The organism is Arenibacter sp. P308M17 (assembly GCF_003426735.1).
Taxonomy (GTDB): Bacteria; Bacteroidota; Bacteroidia; order Flavobacteriales; family Flavobacteriaceae; genus Arenibacter.
Genome location: NZ_QVON01000003.1, coordinates 281976 through 304921 on the forward strand (window position 1 = coordinate 281976; position 22946 = coordinate 304921).

Genomic DNA, 22946 nt, shown 5'->3' on the forward strand with positions numbered 1-22946 from the left:
TCATAGATCGCTTTTAACCTGAAAAATCCCTTAAAAAGGATTAATATGCCAATTTACATTTTTATTCGTCCAATTCATACACTTGGGCCTTGTCATCATTAAAAGTAACCAAGAGATAGGTCCCACCATTTAAATCTATAATTTTCATATGTCTAACGGATTTAAGTTCCAGTTCCAGGCCTAATTTGTTACCTAAAATTACATCATTTATACTCTTTATCAGGGCTCCGGAAAAGGAATCCAACCTCCCATGGTATGGTTTAATACCAAAATAATTCCCTGCAGCCAGAATTTCCGTATTCCCATCTTTATCAAAGTCATACTCTAAAAAGGCCCTAATCGGAGCAGTCTGTAATTCCGATTTAAAGGGTACAAAGGAATATTTTCCGTCATTGTTCTCCAAATAACCGGATTCTAAGGTGTTCACTTCCAGAACGGCACTGTTCTTAAGGGACTTTTCATCTAAAATCCCTTCAATGGGTTTTCCTGCAAAGGACTTATAGGTCAAAAATTTCTTTCTTAGGCCTACCATCTGGGCCGAAAGTTCATCCAATCCTTCCAAAGGATAATATTCGCCATTTTTTTCAATGGCCACTATAGTCTCCGTACTTCCGTTCTGGTCAAAATCTGAATAATACATTTTCATTGGGTACTTATTGGAGGCCCTGAACTTGGTGTTGTTCCCCCAATTTCCAAGTAAATAATCCAAGTCTCCGTCATCATCGATATCAAAGGGGATTATACATTCCCAGAGTCCGTCATAAGTGCGATCCAAAGGAGAGGCTTCCATTAATTGCCCCTTACTGTTCTTAAAGAATTTCGGCGACATCCACTCTCCTACCACAATTAGATCCAGGGCACCATCATTGTCAAAATCGCTCCATACGGCATCAGTGACCATACCGACCTTTTGCAGTTCCTTATTTTCTAGAACGGAGAACCTACCTTGATCATTTCTTAACAAAAAGGAATTGGGAATATTGCCAAAATCATTGGTTATGGCATTATTGCCTACAAACAAATCCAAATCTCCATCATTGTCAAAATCATTTTCCCTTATTACGGCTGTATTTTCAAAATACTCAGGAAGTACACCTGGTTCAAAACCGTTGGTATTTTGAAGATAATAGCTATCTGTTAAGGGGGTCATTTCATTATAAAAATCCCCGCCTCCCGTTCCGATGACAAGATCGGACATTCCGTCTTTGTTCAGGTCCGCTATAACGGCGGTAATATCCTCCTTTATGGAGTCGTTGGCAATAATCGCTATTTTATTTTCCAGATAGGTAGTGTCCCCTTGTAAAAATATTCTCGACGGAATATATTTGGAACCTCCAAAGAATAGGTCTTTCTTTCCATCACCGTTCAAATCCCCAATGGCCAGTGCCGGACCGCGATCCGATATCTGATAGGGTATCAATTTTTGTCTGTTGATGTCCAAATAATTATCTTCCACATGCTCAAAATTGATTCCCAAATTACCTGTAACCTTATTGAACATCTTTTTGGAAGAAGGTATTAGGGAATTATAATTGAAGGGGCTTGTATTTTCGGGAGAAATAACCAGCGATTGATTGGTAGCCACTTCTTTTAAGACTTGAAAGGTCTTATTTGGCCATACTATTTTTAGGGAGTCTACGGTAGGTTGCTTTCCAAAACCGAAATGGACCATAGGTTCGGAAGATGCCTGGAAACCCCGAACGGTATACAGTTCCTTATACTGTAATTCCCCATTAAGATAGGCAAAAACTTTGGTGCCAATTCCAAATTTATTCCTGTCCGTATAATTAAACCTAAGTTTTAGATAATTGGCCTTGGTGTCCGTTTTGTTGATATACAATGCCGCTGGACCGTTGAGGGTATTGGCAACCAGGTCCAGGTCTCCATCATTGTCCAAATCTGCCATAGCGGTTGCCCCGGAAATCAGTGTATCCTTCATGGTCCAAATACCGGACATATCTTTGTACTTCATGTCCTCCCCGCCTTTAAACACATAATTATGGGTAGCCCCGGAAGGCATCATATTAATAGCTTGTTGGTCTACAAGTTTGGTATTGTTAAGCTTGATCTTTATTTGTTCGTCCGAGGCGAACTTTATAAAGTCAAGATCGTTGGGCCTTTTTGGAATACCATTGGAAATAAAGATGTCCTGTTCCCCATCTTGGTCATAATCGCCAAAAAGAGCGCTCCAACTCCAATCCGTAGCCGCAATTCCGCTTTGTATAGCCGTTTCGGAATAGGGTGCATTTTGTTGGTTTACAAACAACATATTCCTGGAATATTGATAGTGGTATCCAAAACGCGCTACCCTCAAAATTTGGGTTTGGGTCAGATCATCTCCTTCCGAGGACTTAAGGACCTTTTCATCTTCAGGGAGCATGTCCAAAGAAATTAGATCCGGCCAGCCATCGTGGTTAATATCCGCTACATCGTTCCCCATGGAAAATTTGGTGGTATGTCCAAAAAAATTGCGCAATTGTTCTGAAAATGTCCCATTGCCATTGTTCATGTAATAATAATCATCCTCATGAAAATCGTTCCCAACATAGATATCCGGATATCCATCCTGATTAAAATCGGCTATGGCTATGCCCAATCCGTATCCATTGGCACCGCCATAAATGCCTGCTTCTTCGCTAACATCCACAAAAATACCCCCATCATTGCGCAACAGCTTGTCCCCGGATTGGAAATTTCTCTGTTTTCTTACTTCGGCCTTTCCATAAGATTCTTGGGTATGTACGGCATGATTGAGTAAATACATGTCCAAATCCCCGTCCAGATCATAGTCCAACAAGGCCGCTGAACTGCTGTACGTATCAAAATCGAGTCCAAATTCGGCAGCACTTTCCGTAAAAGTGGTGTCACCGTTGTTTAAATACAGCTCATTATGTCCATTAAAACCATTGATCCCCACTACGGCGCAGACGTAGATATCCAAAAGTCCGTCCCCATTAATATCCCCCATAATGGCACCTGTATTCCATGTGCTTTCCCCGGCAATACCGGCCGTATCAGTAATATCCCTGAACTTTAGGTTCCCCTCGTTGAGGTATAATCTATTTTCGACTTGGTTCCCGGAAAGAAAGATATCGGCAAGTCCATCTCCATTAATATCCCCAATAGCTACGCCACCTCCATTGTAGAAATAGAGATAATCCAAAATATTCAAATTATCCGATTCCGCAACGGTATTCTGAAAGTCGATCCCCGTTTCGTTTGGTAATGGGTTCCTGAAAATTTCACCTTCCTTAGAACCGCAACCCAAGAGAACCAGGGCGAATATACCATATAATATATTTCTAATCATCCAGAGAAAAAACCTTTGGTTTATTATCATTAATGGCAGCAATTACGAATCTTTCTCCATTACTGGCCTTAAACCGTTCAATATGCTTTACCTCCTCTTTTATTAAAAACCCGCTTTCATCATAATTTTGCCATTTAAAATCCAAGTTTTCATCCCCTAAAAGTATACTCCCGAAATTGGCATCCAGACGCGAATATTGTGGTTTGAACTCAAAATTATTACCTCCCATAATTAGGTCTACATAGCCATCTCCATTAACATCGGCGCAGGTGATTCCGCAGACGCAGGACAACTGTAAGCGTCCCGGCAGTTTCTTTATGGTAAATTCCCCATTCCCTTCATTAATGGCAATTACCGATTCCTGTACGGTACCCTCCTTTACTATGGATTTATCAAAAGTTTCTCCAGAAAACAATTCCCCGATCGTTCTTTTTGCATATTCGGAAGCTTTGAGGTTTTGCTTTTTCAATACCACTATTTGGGTAGTCAACTCTTTCTTTTGATGTACAGGGTAGTCCTTCCCATCAAAACTACGGGTAGTAATTTGTTCAATGGTTCCGTTATTGTCAAAATCATTGACCCACAATTTCATGGGATTTTCCCCTGAGCAGGAATAGGGCACATTATTCCCTTGATTTCCCAAGATTAAATCATAGTCGCCATCATTGTCCAGATCCTCTGCACTTACTACATTCCACCATCCGCTTAAACTATCCAATACAGTATTCATCTTGGACATTCCCTTGCCAGAGTTTTTATATATTACCGGCCTCCCCCAATCGGCCACTGTTATTAGATCTTTCTTTTTGTCGCCATCCATATCCGCCCAGATAGCGTCCGTAACCATGCCTGCCTGTTTGGTGTCGTAGGCCAAGCGCTCCGTAGCGTCCATATAAGTACCGTCTCCCTTATTTTCAAGGAACAGATGGTCCGGATCCAGACCATAATTCCCAACAACACTTCTGGACCCTATAAAAACGTCCATGTCTCCATCATCATCAAAATCATGGGGAGCAATCACGGCTATATTTTTAAAAGTACTTGGCAAAATTTGGGATGAAGCTACAAAAACTCCCTTCCCGTTGTTGATATAAATCCTTGCCCTATAGCGTTGTTCATCCCCTACCTGATTACCACCGTTACCTACCATAAGGTCCATATCGCCATCCCCGTCCACATCCAAAAAGGCAGCCGCCGTGTCCTCTAGTTCCTCATCCTTTTCGAAGGCCTTTTGAACCGAAGCGGTTAATTTTCCCTTTCCATGGTGTAGGTAGAGTACGCCGGCCTGATCTGCCCCGCCTCCAACAAAAATATCCTCATTACCATCACCATTAACGTCGGCCACGGCCAGAGCCGGTCCTTCTTGGGAGAGCATTTTAGAGATCAGCCCCTCGTAATCAAAGTCATTGTAGTTATTCTCCCTGTGGGCCAAGAGATTGGAATCCCCCAATTCTTTAAGGAGCGGTTTAACATTGGTCTTATTGTTGGGAACATATATATCCCGGGCCTCGGAATTTTTAAGGGTCAAGAATTGATTGGCTTTAATATTGTTGAGTTTTTGGGTATGGTCATCGGGCCAAATTACCCGCAGGGAATCAATGGCAGTGTTCTTGCCCAGGCCTATCGTCATTATATAATCTACAGATGATTGAAATCCTCTGGAAGGCATCAATTCCTGTACTATTACCTGATCATCAAAATAAAGTTTTACCGTGGTTCCAATGGCAAATTTGTTCCCATCCCTGCCCTCAAATTTTAATTTAAGATAATTGTTTCCAGACTTTTTTTCGCTGTGGTTCTCATATACAAAGGCTTCCATATTAACATTGTTGACTACAATGTCCAGATCCCCGTCATTATCAAGATCCCCGTAAGCTGCTCCATTGGACATACTGGGCAGATCCAAGCCCCAATTTTTGGTTTCATTGGAAAATGTAATGTCTCCCTTGTTCCTGTATGCGTAGTTAGGTTGGGGAGCAATGGGCATTTTGGCTATGATGGAATCTATGGATTGTTTCTCCCCGGTGAGGGCCATATTCTGAATAATTTCGTTGGCGAAAAAATCAACAAAATCCAGATCCGTTAAATCGTGATTTATACCATTGGTTATGTAAATATCCTTTAAACCGTCATTGTCCATATCGAATAAAAGTCCGGCCCAGCTCCAATCTGTTTTGGCAATACCACTGTGATAGGCTACCTCGGAAAAAGTATTATTTCCGTTGTTCAATTGCAAGGTGTTCTGTATGTATTGTTGGTAAAAATCCTTGCTCTGTTTTAATTTAAAAACGTTGTAGCCTTCAAACTCCATCACCGATTTCACCCTTTGGTCCCCTTCGGGCAGCATGTCCGTGATAAAGATATCGGCAAAACCGTCATTGTTTATGTCGGCCATATCAATTCCCATTGCGGATAAACTTAAATGGGAGGTCCATTGTTCTATTTCTTCCTTAAAAGTACCATCCTTTTGATTAATGTAGAGATAATCCCTTTCGTAGAAATCATTTGAAACATAGATATCCGGATAGAGGTCCCCATTGAGATCACTTACCATGACCCCAAGTCCAAAGCCTATTAAACTTCCATAAATACCCGCCATTTCACTTACATCCACAAACTTGCCGTTGTCATTTCTAAGAAGCATATCGCCCACACCCTTGAAAATATCCGGAATTCCGGCCCAATCTTGGGCCCTTACTTCCCGTTGCTCCGCATAACCCAGACTACTTACGGGTACATTACTGTTGTTTAAAATATAGGCATCCAAATCCCCGTCTTTATCGTAATCAAAAAACGTGGCGTGGGTAGAAAAGCCGGTCTTGGCCAAATTATACTTAGCTGCCTTCTCGGTAAAAGTAAGATCCCCATTATTTATGTAAAGGTCATTATCGTGGTTATTTCCCTCCATGTTACCGGCATTGCTGACATACAGATCCAAAAATCCGTCATTATTAATATCTACCATGGTTACCCCTGTTGACCACGGTTTATTTCCTTGTACACCCGCTTTTTCGGAAATATCCTCAAATTGAAGATCTCCCTTGTTCAGATAGAGTTTATTGTGAACCATATTCCCGGTAAGATAAATATCGGGCAGGCCGTCGTTATTGATATCACCAATCGCCACTCCCCCCCCATTGTAGAAATTTCTATATTTAAAAATATTAAAGTTTTTCTGGTTCACCACCTTGTTAACAAAGTCGATACCTGTTTTTTCCGAGGACAACAAGGAAAATAAGTTATCCCCATTGCTCCCATCCACTAAATCCACTTCCTTTTTTTGGGAACAGGATCCCAACAATAGCACTCCCAATAAAATAAACTTTCCCCTAATAATAACTTTCCCCATATATCTTTTTGAATATTTTTTGATATGGAACTAAATTAAACTTTTCTCAAGTGGCTAAAACACGCCTGACCAATAACTGGCAGGAATCGCTATGGAAGCCGGTATCCATAGAGAAAAATCCCTATTTAAACAATAGGAACCAAGATAGTTAAAGTTCAATAATTTTTAGGTCTTCCCGCTGTTAATAATTGATATTTTTTTGCGTTCCCCCGATATAATTTTGATATATCCTTAATGTGCATTTTGTGATAAAGTGAATATACATGCCATATATTATAAATAATCCAATATATTTAGCCTAATAATCAATTAAATCCGATTTTATAATGTTAGGAATTCTTTCTTTCGTAGGCTTCACCCTTTTAGTGGCACTAATTGCCTATCTGGCTACCCGAAAAACTGATGAAAGTTCCTCTGACGGTTATTTCCTGGGAGGCAGAAGCCTTACCGCTGGGGTAATTGCAGGTTCTTTACTTTTAACAAATCTTTCCACCGAACAAATCGTAGGTCTTAACGGCAGCGCCTATACCGATGGTTTATCGGTAATGGCCTGGGAAACCTTGGCAGCAATTGCCATGGTAGTAACGGCCATTTTTCTATTGCCAAGGTATTTAAAGGGAGGGCTCACCACCGTTCCCCAATTTTTGGCAAAAAGATTTGATGTAACCACTAAGACCATAACCTCAGGGCTGTTTTTAACAGGCTATGTAGTGGTTCTTTTACCGGTTATCCTATATTCCGGATCCGTAGCAATAAGTGGTATGTTCAATGTTCCCGAACTTTTGGGGGTTTCGGATTCCACTGCATTGGTATTGTGCATTTGGGGAATTGGAGTTATTGGGTCTATTTACGCAGTTTTTGGCGGACTAAAGGCCGTTGCGGTTTCGGATAGCATTAACGCTATTGGCCTCATCGTTGGGGGAATCCTAATACCCATTTTTGGATTGATGGCCATAGGGGACGGAAATATGTTTACGGGTCTTGATAATTTAATTACTTCTGATGCCGCACGGTTCGACTCTACCGGTGAAGCCGGACAAGAAGTACCATTTTCCACCATTTTTACAGGAATGATGCTGGTACAACTTTTTTATTGGGGCACCAACCAACAAATTATACAAAGGGCCTTGGGGGCCAAAAACTTGGCCGAAGGTCAAAAAGGCTTATTGTTGGCTTCTTTTTTAAAGATTTTAGGCCCTTTAATTTTAGTGCTTCCAGGAATGATCGCCTATTATTATTTTGAAGGCGGTTTGACTTCAAGTGACCTTGCCTATCCGGAATTGGTACGGGCCGTGTTGCCAAAACCTTTAGTCGGATTTTTTGCAGCTGTATTGTTCGGGGCCATTTTAAGTTCCTTTAACAGCGTGCTCAACAGTTCGGTAACCTTGTTCGGAATTGATATTTACAAACAACATATCAATAAGGAGGCCCCGGAAAAAACCGTGGTTAAATATGGAAAGATCTTTGGAATATGTTTGGCGTTGGCTGCCATGTTCATAGCCCCATTGATAGCGAATGCCGGCAGTCTGTTCAATTACCTACAAGAAATAAACGGCATTTACAGTATTCCTATTTTCACCATTATTGTAGTAGGGTATTTAACCAAGAGGGTACCTGCCATCGCGGCTAAAATAGGCATCTTTTCCGGATCATTATTATATATTATAAGTCAGTTTATACTCAAGGGCAAATTTGTAGAAAATGCCTTGGAATCGGCCAAGGCCTCCGGTATTACGGACCCTGCCGCATTGAAGTTGGTAGAGGCAGAAGCTTATCCGCACTTTTTGCATATTATGGCCATATTGTTTCTAGCCAATACGGCGATAATGCTTCTTATAGGAAAGTTTTACCCTAGAAAAGAGGCCTTTGAATTGGAATACACCAAACAAGTTTCCATTGAACCCTATAAATATGTAAACCATGTAGGGATTGCCATATGCATTATAGTAGTGGGGATTTATATTTATTTTGCCAAATAGCTATCTTGGCCAAATGGCCAAACAACTTTAGTACAATAAAAAGAGGGCCGTTCCATGGAACGGCCCTCTTTTTATAAATATCTAAACTTAATTTTCAATACCCTGGATTCTGAACCAAATTAGGGTTGGAAAGCAATGCGGTTTCCGGTATTGGGAAAAGATTCATATTGGGATCACCACTTACCTCCTTTAAACCCCAAGGGGCGGTAAATTTATCAAATCTTACCAAATCGTTCCTTCTCCAAAATTCTATATAAAGCTCCCTACCGCGCTCCGCCAATAAAACATCCTCTGTAACATTGGGCAAATCAGGGGTATTGGCCCTGGCTTGGCGCAATTCATTGACCATAGAAGTAATATCCTCTCCCATGCGCATCATAGCCTCTGCCTTCATTAGATGGGCATCGGAATATCTAAAAAGAATCTGGTGTCTTCTAAAGGAGTTGACTTCACCCCCGTCATTTGGGTGATACTTAAGAATTCTGATACCATCAGTTTCTCCATTTCCTACCAATGAGGCCAACTCTTTTTTCAAAATCAGATCGCCTCCCTGCCTATTTTTCAATTTGGTACCATCTTCATTATATTGCTGATTGATCAAGAAACCATATCCAAGCCCTAAATTAACATTATTGGCATTGGTAGCATCGGGCACCCAACCTCTTCTTTCTTCCTGGCCATCTCCCTCGTAATTGGTATTGGGATCACCTTCAAAAGAGTCATAGAATTCGGCCAGGGTAGAAAATCCGTTCCATCCCCCTCCCGTATTGTCAGGGGAATTTTGATTGTAATGCATACTGTTCCATATCCTAGCCCCGATATCGCTATTCAAATAGAAAATTGTCTCTATGTCATCCGAGGATTCGAATATTTGAAAATACCCCGTTTCTATTCCAAAACCCAGATCTGCTATATCGTCAACAGCATCTATTACCTTTTGCATATTGCCATTATCCACTGCACCCCCATTGTAGATATGGGAATTCAGATAAATTTTGGCCAACAGAAAACTCGCCGCTGCTTTTGTAGCGGTTCCTGTATTGGCGGTTCCTGGGCTACCATCGGGCAAGCCCGGGAATGCCGCCAGTAAATCCGCTTCCACAAAGCTGAAAGCTTCACTTCTGCTCAATACCTTTGGATTAATTTCCGGGCCCTCATCCACTTCCCTAAAGGGAACGGATCCAAAAAAGTCCATCAGAAAAAACATATTAAACGCCCTTAGAAACCTGGCTTCCGCCAAAACTCCGGCCTCAGGATTACTTTCTATAATCTCCGTAGCCCTAAATACATTTTGGTTTAAATTGTTCCAGGCATTTTTAATAAATAAATGCGCAGGGGTCCAGGTATGGGTATGCAGCTGTCTCCAAATCCCATTATCGCCCCAGTCTGTACCCCGTGTCGGTACCAACAGCTCATCCGTAGTAACTTCGGCCATGGCGTACATGTTTTCTTGCGTTGCAAAATCGCCACCAACTTTGTTATAAAGATCACTAAGAGAGGAAGCCGGATTGGCCACCGGTGTAAAACCGCCACCGGTTGACTCACTAATGATCGAATCCGTTTCTTTTATCTCCAGATCGGTACAGGCCACAAGGCCAACCAACACAAATATGGAGCCGAAAACAGGTTTCATATATTTTTGAATGTTCATAATGCTATGATTAAAAAGTTACGTTAAATCCTAATGTGTATGTTCTTGGTCTTGGAAAAGCACTGTAGTCTATTCCCGCTATAGGCAGACCATTTAATAGGGCGGCACTGGCCGGAGCCACACTAACTTCCGGATCAAGACCTGAATAATCTGTAATCACAAATAGGTTCTGACCGGTAAGACTAAGTCTCATAGACTTGAACAAGCCTTCTTTTAATGGAACGTCATAGGAAATGGATGCTGTCTGCAATCTTACAAAATCTCCTTTTTCCAAGAATCTGGTAGACACCGAAGCTTCTGCAAACCTACCTTCCTGTCCTGCCAATTCCACCACATTCTGTGTTACATTATTTCCACTGCCAATGGCACCCCCCGTAAAAAAGGCGTTGGCGGTATTATTGTAGATATAGTTGCCAAACTGACCGTTAAAATACATGGATGCCGACCAGTTTTTATAACTGGCAGAGGTAGAGAAACCACCCGTAAAATCCGGTAGCGCACTCTTGCCCACGAACTTTTGGTTATCTACACCTCCTTCATGCACAGGGTTCCCATTGGCATCGAAGCCTGTAAACTCCCTTAAATAAAATGAATACAAAGGTTGTCCTGAAACCAAACGCTGTGCAAAAGCGTTGGAGAGACCGGCACCACGAATGGTTCCTGCGGCAATCTCCCCGTCGAAATCCGTAATTTCATTTTTATTGTAGGCCACGTTAAAACCAGCAGTCCAATCAAAATCCTCTCCTTGTAAAATATCGTAATTTAGGGAGAATTCAGCTCCTTGATTCAGCACAACGGCATCCAAATTTTGGAAAAAGGTAGGCTGTGGTGAAGGCTGTGCTGCCTCAATATTAAGCAGTAAATCCCTAGTTTCCTTGCGATACACATCAACCGATCCGCTAAAGCGATCATTGGCGAACCCAAAATCCAGCCCAACATTGTACTGGGTGGTCTCTTCCCATTTTAAATTGGGATTGGCAAACTCCACGGTTGAAATACCTGGAACGTTCACAGCTCCTCCATCCCCAATATTTGGATCACCATTGATTGCCGTTGAATATCGTTCCCTTCTTACAAACCTACCATATCCCAAACCATCCTGGTTACCTGTAATTCCATAACTCAACCTAAGTTTTAGGGTGGACATGGCATCGCCCATAAATTCTTCCTCATTGATCTTCCAGGCAAAAGCAGCGGATGGGAATACCCCATAACGATTATTTTCACCGAAACGCGAAGAACCATCGGCCCTTACCGTTGCAGTAAATAAATACTTACTTGCAATGCTGTAATTGGCCCTTGCAAAAAAGGATTGCAGCTCGTCCGTATTGTCAAACGTATTGGTAAAAATAGATTTTACAGGTATAGCCACTTCACCCAGACGATCGCTAACCGGTTCAGGAAAGAGTCTGTTCACAAAAAGATCGGCATCACCTCCGGACGCATAACCATATTGCTGATAGGAACCTGAAATCATGGATTCTACTTTATTTGCAGCGTCGGTTAGGTTCCTGGCCATGGAGTTTAAATTGGTTGTGGAATAACCCCACCCTTCAACATTTCTACCTTCGGTATTAAAATCCTGGTAGGAGAACCCCCCTAAAACATCCAATACCGAATTATCAAACTCCTTTTTGTATGATAGGGTCAATTCCAACAATCTATTTTCCAAATTAAGATCATTTATGGTACCCCTTCCATTACCACCGGCTCCACGGCCCACATTAAAGGATTTACTGCCCAATTCAGCTTCACGCGTAGAATTGGATTTGTCGTAACCTACAGTGGCCTTGGCCGTTAAGTTTTCCACAATATCGTAGGAAGCCGAAAAATTGATTAGAAAACGGTCTGTATAGGTCAGACTCTGCCAGTTCTCCAACAAATTCAACGGATTGATCCTGTCCCCGGGATTAAAGGTACTGTTAGCGGGCCAGGTTGGATTTGCCGAATAGGCTGCACCCAACATATCTCCGGTAGATCCGGCACTACCACTCAATGGCGGTGCTTCATCATTTACCCTTGACAGGGTACTCTGTACATCGAGCCTTAATTTATCACTGAACAACCTTTGCGCCCAATTAATTCTACCGGTAACCCTCTCCTGTGAAGATTTTGGCACTATCCCAAACTGTTTGCCATAATTAAAGGTTGCCCTAACGTTACCGGACCCATAATTTTGGGAATAGGCAAAGTTGTTATTGGTAGAGGATGAATTTCTGGTAACCAAGGATTGCCAATCCGTATCATTCCCAAGATCGGTTGCATTACCCCCAAAGGCGGACACTGCCGCCAAGAATTCAGACCTGTTCAATAAGTCGAATTCCTCTGCCGGGGAAGAAAAACTTATGTCGGAAGAAAATTCGAACGTACCACCCTGAGCACCTCCTTTACCACTCTTGGTGGTAATGATAACAACGCCATTGGCACCTCTGGAACCGTAAATGGCAGTAGAGGAAGCATCCTTAAGGATACTCATACTTTCAATGTCGTTTGGATTTAAAAAGCTAAGCGGGTTTCTGGCCGAACTGGACCCTACACCTATATCGGTACCTTCAGAGGAACTACCTCCGGAAGGAAGCGGAACCCCATCCACCACAAATAAGGGATCGTTATTGGACCTGACCGAAGAAGTACCCCTTATCCGGATGGCAACACCGGAGCCGGGCTCACCACTCCCCTGGGAAATTTGGACCCCTGCAGTTTTTCCCTGGATCAATTGTTCGGGAGATGAAATAATCCCCCCGTTAAAGTCCTCGGAAGTTACCGCTGAAACAGCACCGGTGGCATCCTTAACAGTAGTAGTTCCGTAACCAATGATCACCACTTCGGCCAATGCCTGGGCATCTTCTTCCATCATAATATTTATGGTGGCTTGGTTACCCACTGCCACCTCCTGCGTTTTATAGCCAATATAACTAAAAACCAGGACGGAACCCGCATCCACATCAGTAATGGTAAAATTACCATCAAAATCCGTTTGTGCGCCATTAGTAGTTCCCTTAACTACGACACTGGTTCCCGGTAAAGGGCCATTGGCATCGGATACCGTACCTGACACCTCTTGAGCTGAAGCCGATCCAAAACATAAAAATGTTCCAAATAGCAAAAAGCTTTTAAGTAATTTGAGCTTCATACATTGTTAGTTTTAATTGAGTTAAATAAAAAATGTATTTAATAAAATATAATATTATTTTATCTAATATAATCAATATTATCTCAATTTATTATTGTATTTCTATTTTTAACGCTTAAACTTCAACTAAAACGTTTTCGATAAATTTAGTTTTTTTAAAAATAAAACATCCAAAGAACAGCCGCTTTTGTAATATTCGTATTGTATAAGCTTGTACGAATATACATCATTTTAATTTCAATGGTATTTTGATAATGATATATACTATTTAAACAATTATTCAAAATAGATTTCACTCCTTCCTTGAATATACTATTTTTACATTCTATAATTCAATATCCCAATTTGTACCTGACCAATACAAATGCTTTTGTTTTTTTAATAGTATATTCACTTGAAAAAAATTCACCTTTGAAACGAAAAATCACCCTCAAACATATCGCAAGGGAATTAGGGGTTTCCATTTCTACGGTTTCCAAAGCATTGAAAAATAGCGAGGAAATTGGTTCGGATACCAAAGAGAGGGTCCAGGCCTTTGCAAAACTATACAATTACAAGCCCAATAATATTGCCATCAGTTTAAAAAACAAGCGCACCAAAAATATTGGGGTCATCATTCCGGATATCGTACACCATTTTTTTACCACGGTTTTCAGGGGGATTGAAAAATATGCCAATGCCAAAGGCTACAATGTCATCGTCTGTGTCTCCGATGAATCTTTTGACAAGGAGGTCATAAATATGGAATTACTTGCCAATGGGAGTATCGACGGTTTTATTATGGCCCTTTCCTCCGGTACACAGTTAAAGAACGACTACAACCATTTAAAGGAAGTTACGGAACAGGGCATACCTTTGGTCCTATTTGACCGTGTTGCCGAAGACATCTTATGTGACAAGGTGATCATCAATGATAGAAAGGGCGCCTACAATGCAGTAACCAAATTCATAAAGGACGGCAGAAAAAGAATTGCCCTGATTACTTCGGAAGACTACATAAGCGTAAGTCGGGAAAGAGCTGCCGGTTATAAAGAGGCATTGTTGGACAATGGAATAGGATATAATGAGGATCTGATTTTAAAATTTCCTTCCATGGAAATCAGTGAAAACCTAATTGAAGATTTCTTTGAGAGGGAAAAAGTAGACGCCGTGTTGAGTGTTAACGAAATATTTGCCATTCACGGCATGCGCTATATACAAAGTAAAGGCTTAAAAATTCCTAAGGACATTTCCTTTATTGGGTTTACGGATGGGCTTCTTTCCAAATACGCCTCCCCTGGATTGACCGCTATTGCCCAACACGGGGAGCAAATGGGAGAAATAGCGGCAGAAATACTTATAGAAAAGATAGAAAACGATATGGAAGAGGAAACCTACGTAACAAGGGTTTTGGAACCCACCTTGATAGAGCGCGGGTCGACCGTTAATTAGGTTTTGGAACGGAATAACATTCCCTAACAAACAAAGACGGGGAGACAAATGGGCAGTGAAATCCATTTCTATACCAACAGCAAACTGCCACTACCCAAAGTTAATAGAAATTAATCCCGAAACCATCGTAAACGGGCCTGTATGCCAGCATAGGCAAGGCTCTAACCTTTAAATAAACTCCGCAATTATGGGCCGGACAGATTTTAATGAATCTCTTAAACCAATGAAGAAAACCGGATTTATATTTGATTTGGATGGTGTTATTGTAGATACTGCCAAATATCATTATCTGGCCTGGAGAAAATTGGCCAATGAACTCGGATTTGAATTTACCCAGGAACAGAACGAACTATTTAAAGGGGTAAGTCGCAAAAGATGTTTGGAGATCCTATTGGAAATTGGGGGCATAAAGGCAACACAGCAGCAGTTCAACAGCTGGTTGGTGGAGAAGAATGAGGATTATTTGTCCCTTATAGAAAAAATGGACGAATCGGAAGTTTTGCCAGATGTCCAGAAGGTACTGCAGTTTCTTAAAAAACACAATATGCCCTTAGGCCTTGGGTCTGCCAGTAAAAATGCCCGTCCAATATTGGAAAAGGTTAAATTAATGGATTATTTTGATACCATTGTGGATGGCACCCAAGTAACCAAGGCCAAGCCCGATCCCGAAGTATTTTTGTTGGCCGCTGCACAAATGGGCATAGCTCCCCGGGAATGCACTGTATTTGAAGATGCGGTTGCGGGAATAGAGGCCGCCAACAATGCTGGAATGTTGAGTATAGGAATAGGGGATAAAAAAGTGCTTTCAGAGGCAAAATTTGTATTTGCAGATTTCACGGAAATGGGTGATCAATTCCTAAGTAGGCTAATAGGACAAACTCCCTAACGAACATTCACAATAATTAATTAATTTGGTGTCTTTCTATTTAAAATCCGATACCATAATTCAACCTCATTGCGATAACCGAGAAACCCTAATACAATGAATCAAGATTACATAAAGCCCGATAACTGGTCTATCATAGAAGAAGGATTTGATAAGGAAAGAGTAAAATCCTCGGAAAGTTTATTCAGTCTTGGAAATGGAGCCATGGGCCAACGTGCCAATTTTGAAGAAAAATACACTGGCCCTACTTTTCAAGGAAGCTATATAGGAGGGGTGTATTATCCAGATAAAACACGCGTAGGCTGGTGGAAAAACGGATATCCGGAATATTTTGCCAAGGTGTTGAACGCTCCTAATTGGATTGGGATCAATGTTCTTATCAATGGCGATACTTTGGATCTGAATACCTGTAAAAATGTACAGGATTTCAGAAGGGAGTTGAACATGCAGGAAGGTTGGTATACGCGAAGCTTTAGGGCTACCTTGCCCAATGACACGGTTATTGAGGTAAGGATTACACGTTTCCTTAGTTTGGACCATGATGAAGTTGGTGCCATTAAATACCAAATTAAAGCCATAAGCCAAGATAGCTCCATAACCTTTCAACCCTATCTTGATAGCGGGATAACCAACGAGGACACCAATTGGGCTGACCAATTTTGGAACACAACTAGGGTTACAACAGAGGGTCGTCAGGCCTTTATAGAGGCCCATACTATGAAGACCAACTTCGCCACCTGTACCTTTATGGAATCCGGATTGTACCATAACAATGAAATAGTTTTGGGAAAACCATTGGAGTCATTATCCGATACTACTGCCATACATCAATATAAAAATGATATCAAAAAAGGAGACACCCTTACACTTGTAAAGTTTGGCGGATATACGGTCTCTACAAATCATAGGCCCAATGAAGTGGTATCGGCTGCCAAGAAAGTGTTGCAAAAGGTAACCGAAATAGGTTTTGAATCCCTGTTGGAGCATCAAAAGAAATCATGGTCCAAAATCTGGGAAATGAGCGATATTGCCATAGATGGCGATGTAAAGGCGCAACAGGGAATCCGCTTTAATATTTTTCATTTAAACCAAACCTATCTGGGCAAGGATTCCAGGCTCAATATTGGCCCCAAGGGATTCACGGGGGAAAAATACGGCGGAAGCACCTATTGGGACACCGAGGCCTATTGTATTCCTTTTTATATGGCCACCAAAAATAAAAAGGTAGCAAGAAACCTGTTGACCTATAGGTACAACCATTTGGAAAAGGCCATTGAAAATGCCCGAAAATTGGGATTTGTAAATGGCGCGGCCTTATATCCCATGGTAACCATGAACGGAGAAGAGTGCCATAACGAATGGGAAATAACCTTCGAGGAAATACACCGTAACGGAGCCATTGCCTTTGCCATATACAACTACTACCGTTTTACCGGAGATTATACTTACATTCCCGAAATGGGATTGGAGGTCTTGATCGGAATTGCCCGCTTTTGGCATCAAAGGGCTACATTTTCTACCCAAAAGAACAAATATGTAATTCTTGGGGTCACGGGCCCAAATGAATACGAAAACAATGTAAACAATAACTTTTATACCAATTATATTGCAAAATGGTGTATTGATTACGCCCTTCAGGAACTTCAAAAAGTTAAGGACGGTTATCCGGATGATTATCACAGAATTATAGGGGTGACCAAACTTACGGAAAATGAGACTGAAGCCTGGAGCAAAGTGGCCAAGAAAATGTATTTCCCTTTCAATGAAAAATTGGGTATTTATCTACAGCAAGACGGCTTCTTGGACAAGGAGCTTATACCCGTCAAGGAATTGAAACCAAAAGACCGCCCTATAAACCAAAAATGGAGCTGGGATAGGATTTTAAGATCCCCCTACATTAAACAGGCGGACACCCTTCAGGGATTTTACTTCTTTGAAGACCATTTTACCTCTGAAGAATTGGAGAAGCATTTCGATTTTTACGAACCTTTTACAGTACATGAATCTTCTTTATCGCCCTGTGTGCATAGTATCCAGGCTGCAAAATTGAACAGAATGGATCAGGCATATGCTTTTTATCTGCGGACCTCCCGATTGGATTTGGACGATTATAACAAGGAAGTAAAGGAAGGGCTGCACATTACATCCATGGCCGGCACCTGGATGAGCATAGTGGAAGGTTTTGGAGGTATGCGGGTATTGGAAGACAAACTATCCTTTTCCCCAAAAATACCAAAGCAATGGAAATCCTACTCCTTCAAGGTGAATTTTAGGAATAGAATATTAAAGGTTAGGGTTACGGAAAACGAAACCACATTTGATCTGGAAGGCACGGATGAAATGTCTATTCGGGTAAACGGGAAACGAGTGGTCTTAACTGCCGGCATGAAAACCTATTCCCCACTACACTGAGCCCCCTATAACAACAAGAAGCGCAAAAATATATATAATTGGGGTTGTTTTTTGAAAAGACGGCATACCGCATCGCCAAAAGTCGCCCCAATTCTAAATTTTTTGTAAAAATTGACTCCAATTCCAAAAACAAGTGTCATTATTGCATTGAAAAGCTAAACAACACAAAGTTGAACCTTTTGTTCCGAAAAGAAAGCACACAATGAAAGAGACCACTGAAATTGGAAAAACGGTAGTTTACCAAGTATTCACCAGATTGTTCGGCAATACCAATTCCACCAATAAACCTTGGGGAACCATTGAGGAAAATGGGGTGGGCAAATTTAGCGACTTTACGCAAAAGGCTTTAAAAAAAATCAAGGATCTAGGAGTAACCCATATTTGGTATACGGGGATACCCCATCATGCCCTAATTGGGGATTATACCACTTACAACATCTCCAATGACTATCCGGAAATTGTTAAGGGCAGGGCAGGTTCTCCCTATGCCGTAAAGGATTATTACAGCGTTAACCCCGATTTGGCCAACAACCCGGATAATAGAAATTTAGAGTTCAAGGACCTTTTGGACAGGAGCCATAAGGCAGGTCTAAAGGTTATTATAGATATAGTCCCCAACCATATTGCCAGAAAATACGAAGGTAAGAACAACCCTAAAGGGGTGTTGGATTTTGGGACCAACGACAATACCAATGTGGTCTACGCCAAGGACAATAATTTTTATTACAACCCAGGGGAATCATTTTCTGTTCCGGATTGGCGAAACGGCTACCTTCCTTTGGGAGGGGAGAAAAATAATATGGCCGACGGCAGGTATACCGAATCGCCTGCAAAATGGACCGGAAATGGATCCCGCTTGTCCAAACCCGATTTTAATGATTGGTACGAGACCGTAAAAATCAACTACGGAATTGGTCCGGACGGACATAGGGATTTTCACATCCTACCAGAAGATTTTGGTCATAAACACTTTTCCGAACATTTTGAATTCTGGAAGAACAAAGAAGTACCTGATTCCTGGATAAAATTTAGGGATATTGCCCAATTTTGGTTAGACGTTGGGGTGGACGGATTTCGTTATGATATGGCCGAAATGGTTCCCGTAGAATTCTGGAGCTTCATGAATTCGTCCATAAAAATGAAAAAACCGGATGCATTTTTGATGGCAGAGGTTTATAATCCGAAGTTGTACAGGGAGTATATCTTTAAGGGAAAAATGGACTATCTTTATGACAAGGTAGAATTTTATGACTCCTTAAAACATATTATGCAGGGGCATGGGTGGACGGACCATATACCAGTAGTACAAAACGGCCTCATGGATATTGAGCACCAAATGCTGCATTTTCTGGAGAATCATGACGAGCAGCGTATTGCCTCTCCCGAATTTTTGGGCAATGCAGAAAAAGCCAAACCCGGCATGGTGGTCTCCGCTACCATAAGTACCTCGCCTACCATGATCTATTTTGGACAGGAAGTTGGGGAACCGGCCGCCGAAAATCCCGGCTTTGGATCCCCGAGTAGAACCTCCATCTTCGATTATGTTGGGGTCCCTCATTTTCAACGCTGGGTGAACAACAAAAAATTTGACGGAGGACAATTATCCCCAAAAGAAAAAGAATTAAGGCTATTTTACAGGAACTTGCTCAATTTCACCATAAACAGTAGTGCATTAATGGGGAAGTACAAGGATATTCATTTTTATAACAAAGATCATACGGAATATTATAATCATCGGGTTTTATCCTTTGTTAGATGGTCCAAGCTTGAAAAACTCATAATAATTTCTAATTTTGATGCAGATCGGACCTTTGGCTTCGATCTAAAGCTACCAAGAGAAATAATTGGGGAATGGGGGCTACGGAACAACTCCTACCTCCTGAAGGATGAATTGTTCAGGGAAAAGGAGTGGACCCTAAGTGTAGAAAACGAAATTGGCCACATAAGAATAGATATACAACCCTTGGAATCCTTAATTTTAAGTTTAAATTAGATTTATAGCATTACATTATGAAATCATCATTAGTTGGATCTTTCTTCCTGTTTCTATTAATTATAAGTTGTGACAATATGAATAAACCCTTGGTTATTGGCCACAGAGGTGCCATGGGACATGAAACGGAAAACACCTTGGCATCCATACAGAAAGCAATGGACCTTGGTGTAGACATGATAGAAATCGATGTCTTTAAAATAAAAAGTGGGGAAACGGTAGTGTTCCATGACGAGGGAGTGGAAAGACTAACGGATAGCATAGGAAATATCGAAGATTATAATTTTGAAGACCTGCAGAAATTAACTTTGGCCGGGAATCACAAAATACCCACTCTCCAGGATGTCCTGAACTTAATAGATAAAAAAGTACAGTTAAATATAGAACTCAAAGGTGCCAACACTGCCGACAGGGTTAATTTTATAATAAACTACTACATAAAGGAAAAGGGCTGGTCTATGGATAAATTTGTAATTTCCAGTTTTAAATGGGACGAACTTAAGACAATGCGCACACTGAATACCGATGTCCCGATTGCCATCCTTATAAGTGGCGATCCATTGAAAGCTTTGGAAATTGCCCAGGATCTTAATGCCTTGGCCATCAATCCGTATTTTAAGGATTTGACCTTGGAAAACGTAAACGCAATAAAAGAGGCCGGATTCAAAATTTATCCTTGGACGGTAAACGAACCTGAAGAAATTGATGCCATGGAGAAATTGGGAGTAGATGGTATTATTACCAATTATCCAGAACGCATCAATTAATGTTCGATGTAATTGTTTTAGGAGGAGGGGCCGCAGGTTTCTATGGCGCCATTCATATAGCAGAACACAACCCCAATTTAAAAATAGCCATCGTGGAACGTGGCAAAGAGGTACTTACCAAGGTAAAGGTATCCGGTGGGGGCCGCTGTAACGTTGCCCATGCCGAATTTGACCCTAGGGAAATTCCTAAAAATTATCCCAGGGGGGAACGGGAACTTGTTGGTCCATTTCATACCTATTGTAGTGGTGATACCATGGCCTTCTTTCAAAAAAGGGGCATCCAATTGAATATTGAAGCGGATGGCCGAATGTTTCCCGCTACCAATTCGTCCCAAACCATTATAGATTGCTTTCTTCAGGAAACGGAACGCTTGGGGATTACTGTCCTTAAGAACAGTTCCATAATTGGGATTACATCTCTGAAGGAAAACGCCGAAAAAAGTGATTACCCTTGGGCCATCACAACCATTCGTAATACCTACAATGCCAAAAAAATATTGGTAGCTACCGGCAGTAACCCTAAAATATGGGAATTGTTAAAACAAATGGGGCATACCATAATAGACCCAGTACCTTCTCTTTTCACCTTTAATATTAAGGATGAAAGAATAACCGGTATACAAGGGGTAAGTACCAATGCCAGGATAGAGATAATTCCCCCCAAGGTCAACAACGAAAAATTTAGGGCAGCCTTAAAAAAATATGCCATCCAGACCTCCGATCTGGAATCCGAAGGAGCCCTTTTAATTACCCATTGGGGAATGAGCGGTCCAGGAATATTAAGGTTATCCGCATGGGGGGCTCGGATATTGAAGGAACTGAATTATAAGTTTTCAATAAAAATAAACTGGCTTCCAGACTATCATGAGGAAGGATTGCTAAGGCAACTTCAACAAATAAAGGAGATCGAAGGAAAGAAAACGATTCTGCGCACCAAAGCCTTTGAGCTACCTAAGCGGTTATGGGGCAGTCTGGTAAAGGCAGCCCAAATTTCAGACACCGATAAATGGGCGGATATTTCCAAAATTCAGCTACAAAATTTAGCAAGGCAGTTAACGGGTTCCAAGTTCAGTGTAGATGGAAAAAGTACGTTCAAGGAAGAATTTGTTACTGCCGGAGGGGTCGATCTAAAGGAAATCAATTTTAAGACCTATGAAAGTAAAATTCTCCCCAGACTCTATTTTGCCGGGGAAGTGATAAATGTAGATGCCATTACGGGCGGATTCAACTTTCAAAATGCCTGGACCGGGGCCTATATTGCCGCCCGGGCAATTGCCCAACCTTAATTTAAAGGGCTAAATCAACAATAGCATCAGCAAGGCGGCCAATACAGCCCCAATAACCGGACCAACAATGGGAATCCATGCGTAGCCCCAGTCACTGCCCCCCTTGCCCTTAATGGGCATTATAGCATGTATTATTCGCGGCCCAAGATCCCTGGCAGGATTTATGGCGTAACCTGTGGTACCTCCCAGGGAAAGCCCAATTCCCCATACCAAAAATGCAACGGGAAGGGCTCCCAGAGACCCTAGTCCGATAACCGTTTCCGTATTGGTAATGGTAGCATCCGTAAAATAAAGTACTACAAAAACCAGGGTAAAAGTTCCCACCACCTCACTTAACAGATTGGAAATCGGATTCCGAATGGCGGGAGCAGTACAGAACACGGCCTTCTTGGTGTCCTGATCCTCAGTGGCATCAAAATGGTCCTTATATACAAGCCAGACCAACAAAGCGCCCAACATGGCCCCTATAAATTGTCCCAGTACATAAGTGGGGACCAAAGTCCATTCAAATCTTTCTGCCATGGCAAGGCCTATGCTCACTGCCGGATTTAAGTGTGCCCCGCTATAGGGTGCGGCAACTGCAACCCCAATGTATACGGCCAGTCCCCACGCCGTGGTAATGACCATCCAACCCGAATCGTTGGATTTTGTCTTGTTCAGGATTACATTGGCAACAACCCCGCCCCCTAAAAGGATCAGAAAAAAAGTGCCGATGATTTCAGCAATAAATGGAGTCATATTTGGTTGGT

General features: G+C 41.6%; 12 protein-coding genes. 7 read left to right on the top strand and 5 right to left on the bottom strand.

Annotation, left to right across the window (positions count from 1 at the left end):
* Positions 1-61: 61 nt before the first annotated feature.
* Positions 62-3310 (bottom strand): VCBS repeat-containing protein, encoded by a 3249-nt coding sequence (locus D0S24_RS09135; protein WP_117019570.1) that lies wholly within the window; start codon positions 3308-3310, stop codon positions 62-64.
* Complete coding sequence (locus D0S24_RS09140; protein ID WP_117019571.1) at positions 3303-6659, bottom strand: VCBS repeat-containing protein; 3357 nt, start codon at positions 6657-6659, stop codon at positions 3303-3305. The genes D0S24_RS09135 and D0S24_RS09140 overlap by 8 nt, the downstream gene beginning before the upstream one ends.
* Positions 6660-6985: 326 nt before the next feature.
* Between D0S24_RS09140 and D0S24_RS09145 the strand changes: the two genes are divergently transcribed.
* Positions 6986-8638: a solute:sodium symporter family transporter gene (locus tag D0S24_RS09145; protein WP_117019572.1), complete on the top strand. Its 1653-nt coding sequence runs from the start codon at positions 6986-6988 to the stop codon at positions 8636-8638.
* Between the two features lie 94 nt (positions 8639-8732).
* On the opposite strand, the gene D0S24_RS09150 is transcribed toward D0S24_RS09145, so the two are convergent.
* Positions 8733-10289 (bottom strand): RagB/SusD family nutrient uptake outer membrane protein, encoded by a 1557-nt coding sequence (locus tag D0S24_RS09150; RefSeq protein ID WP_117019573.1) that lies wholly within the window; start codon positions 10287-10289, stop codon positions 8733-8735.
* A gap of 10 nt (positions 10290-10299) precedes the next feature.
* Positions 10300-13422, bottom strand: a complete 3123-nt coding sequence (locus D0S24_RS09155) for a SusC/RagA family TonB-linked outer membrane protein (protein WP_117019574.1) — start codon at positions 13420-13422, stop codon at positions 10300-10302.
* Between the two features lie 411 nt (positions 13423-13833).
* Here D0S24_RS09155 and D0S24_RS09160 point away from each other — a divergent pair, with 411 nt between their 5' ends.
* The 6 genes from D0S24_RS09160 to D0S24_RS09185 all read left to right on the top strand — a co-directional run bounded on the left by D0S24_RS09160 (position 13834) and on the right by D0S24_RS09185 (position 22197).
* Complete coding sequence (locus D0S24_RS09160; protein WP_117019873.1) at positions 13834-14853, top strand: LacI family DNA-binding transcriptional regulator; 1020 nt, start codon at positions 13834-13836, stop codon at positions 14851-14853.
* A 223-nt stretch (positions 14854-15076) separates the two neighbouring features.
* Complete coding sequence (pgmB, locus tag D0S24_RS09165; RefSeq protein ID WP_117019575.1) at positions 15077-15739, top strand: beta-phosphoglucomutase; 663 nt, start codon at positions 15077-15079, stop codon at positions 15737-15739.
* A gap of 96 nt (positions 15740-15835) precedes the next feature.
* Positions 15836-18151 carry a glycoside hydrolase family 65 protein gene (locus tag D0S24_RS09170; RefSeq protein ID WP_117019576.1) on the top strand — a complete coding sequence of 772 codons (2316 nt, stop codon included), beginning with the start codon at positions 15836-15838 and terminating at the stop codon, positions 18149-18151.
* A gap of 202 nt (positions 18152-18353) precedes the next feature.
* Positions 18354-20144 carry an alpha-amylase family protein gene (locus tag D0S24_RS09175; protein ID WP_117019577.1) on the top strand — a complete coding sequence of 597 codons (1791 nt, stop codon included), beginning with the start codon at positions 18354-18356 and terminating at the stop codon, positions 20142-20144.
* A gap of 77 nt (positions 20145-20221) precedes the next feature.
* Positions 20222-20911, top strand: a complete 690-nt coding sequence (locus D0S24_RS09180) for a glycerophosphodiester phosphodiesterase family protein (protein ID WP_251795756.1) — start codon at positions 20222-20224, stop codon at positions 20909-20911.
* Entirely contained in the window at positions 20911-22197 is a 1287-nt protein-coding gene (locus D0S24_RS09185) for an NAD(P)/FAD-dependent oxidoreductase (protein WP_117019579.1), read from the top strand. Before D0S24_RS09180 ends, D0S24_RS09185 begins: the two co-directional genes overlap by 1 nt.
* Positions 22198-22206: 9 nt before the next feature.
* On the opposite strand, the gene D0S24_RS09190 is transcribed toward D0S24_RS09185, so the two are convergent.
* The gene (locus tag D0S24_RS09190; RefSeq protein ID WP_117019580.1) at positions 22207-22935 is read right to left on the bottom strand and encodes an MIP/aquaporin family protein; all 729 of its coding nucleotides are present in this window, start codon (positions 22933-22935) and stop codon (positions 22207-22209) included.
* Positions 22936-22946: the final 11 nt, after the last annotated feature.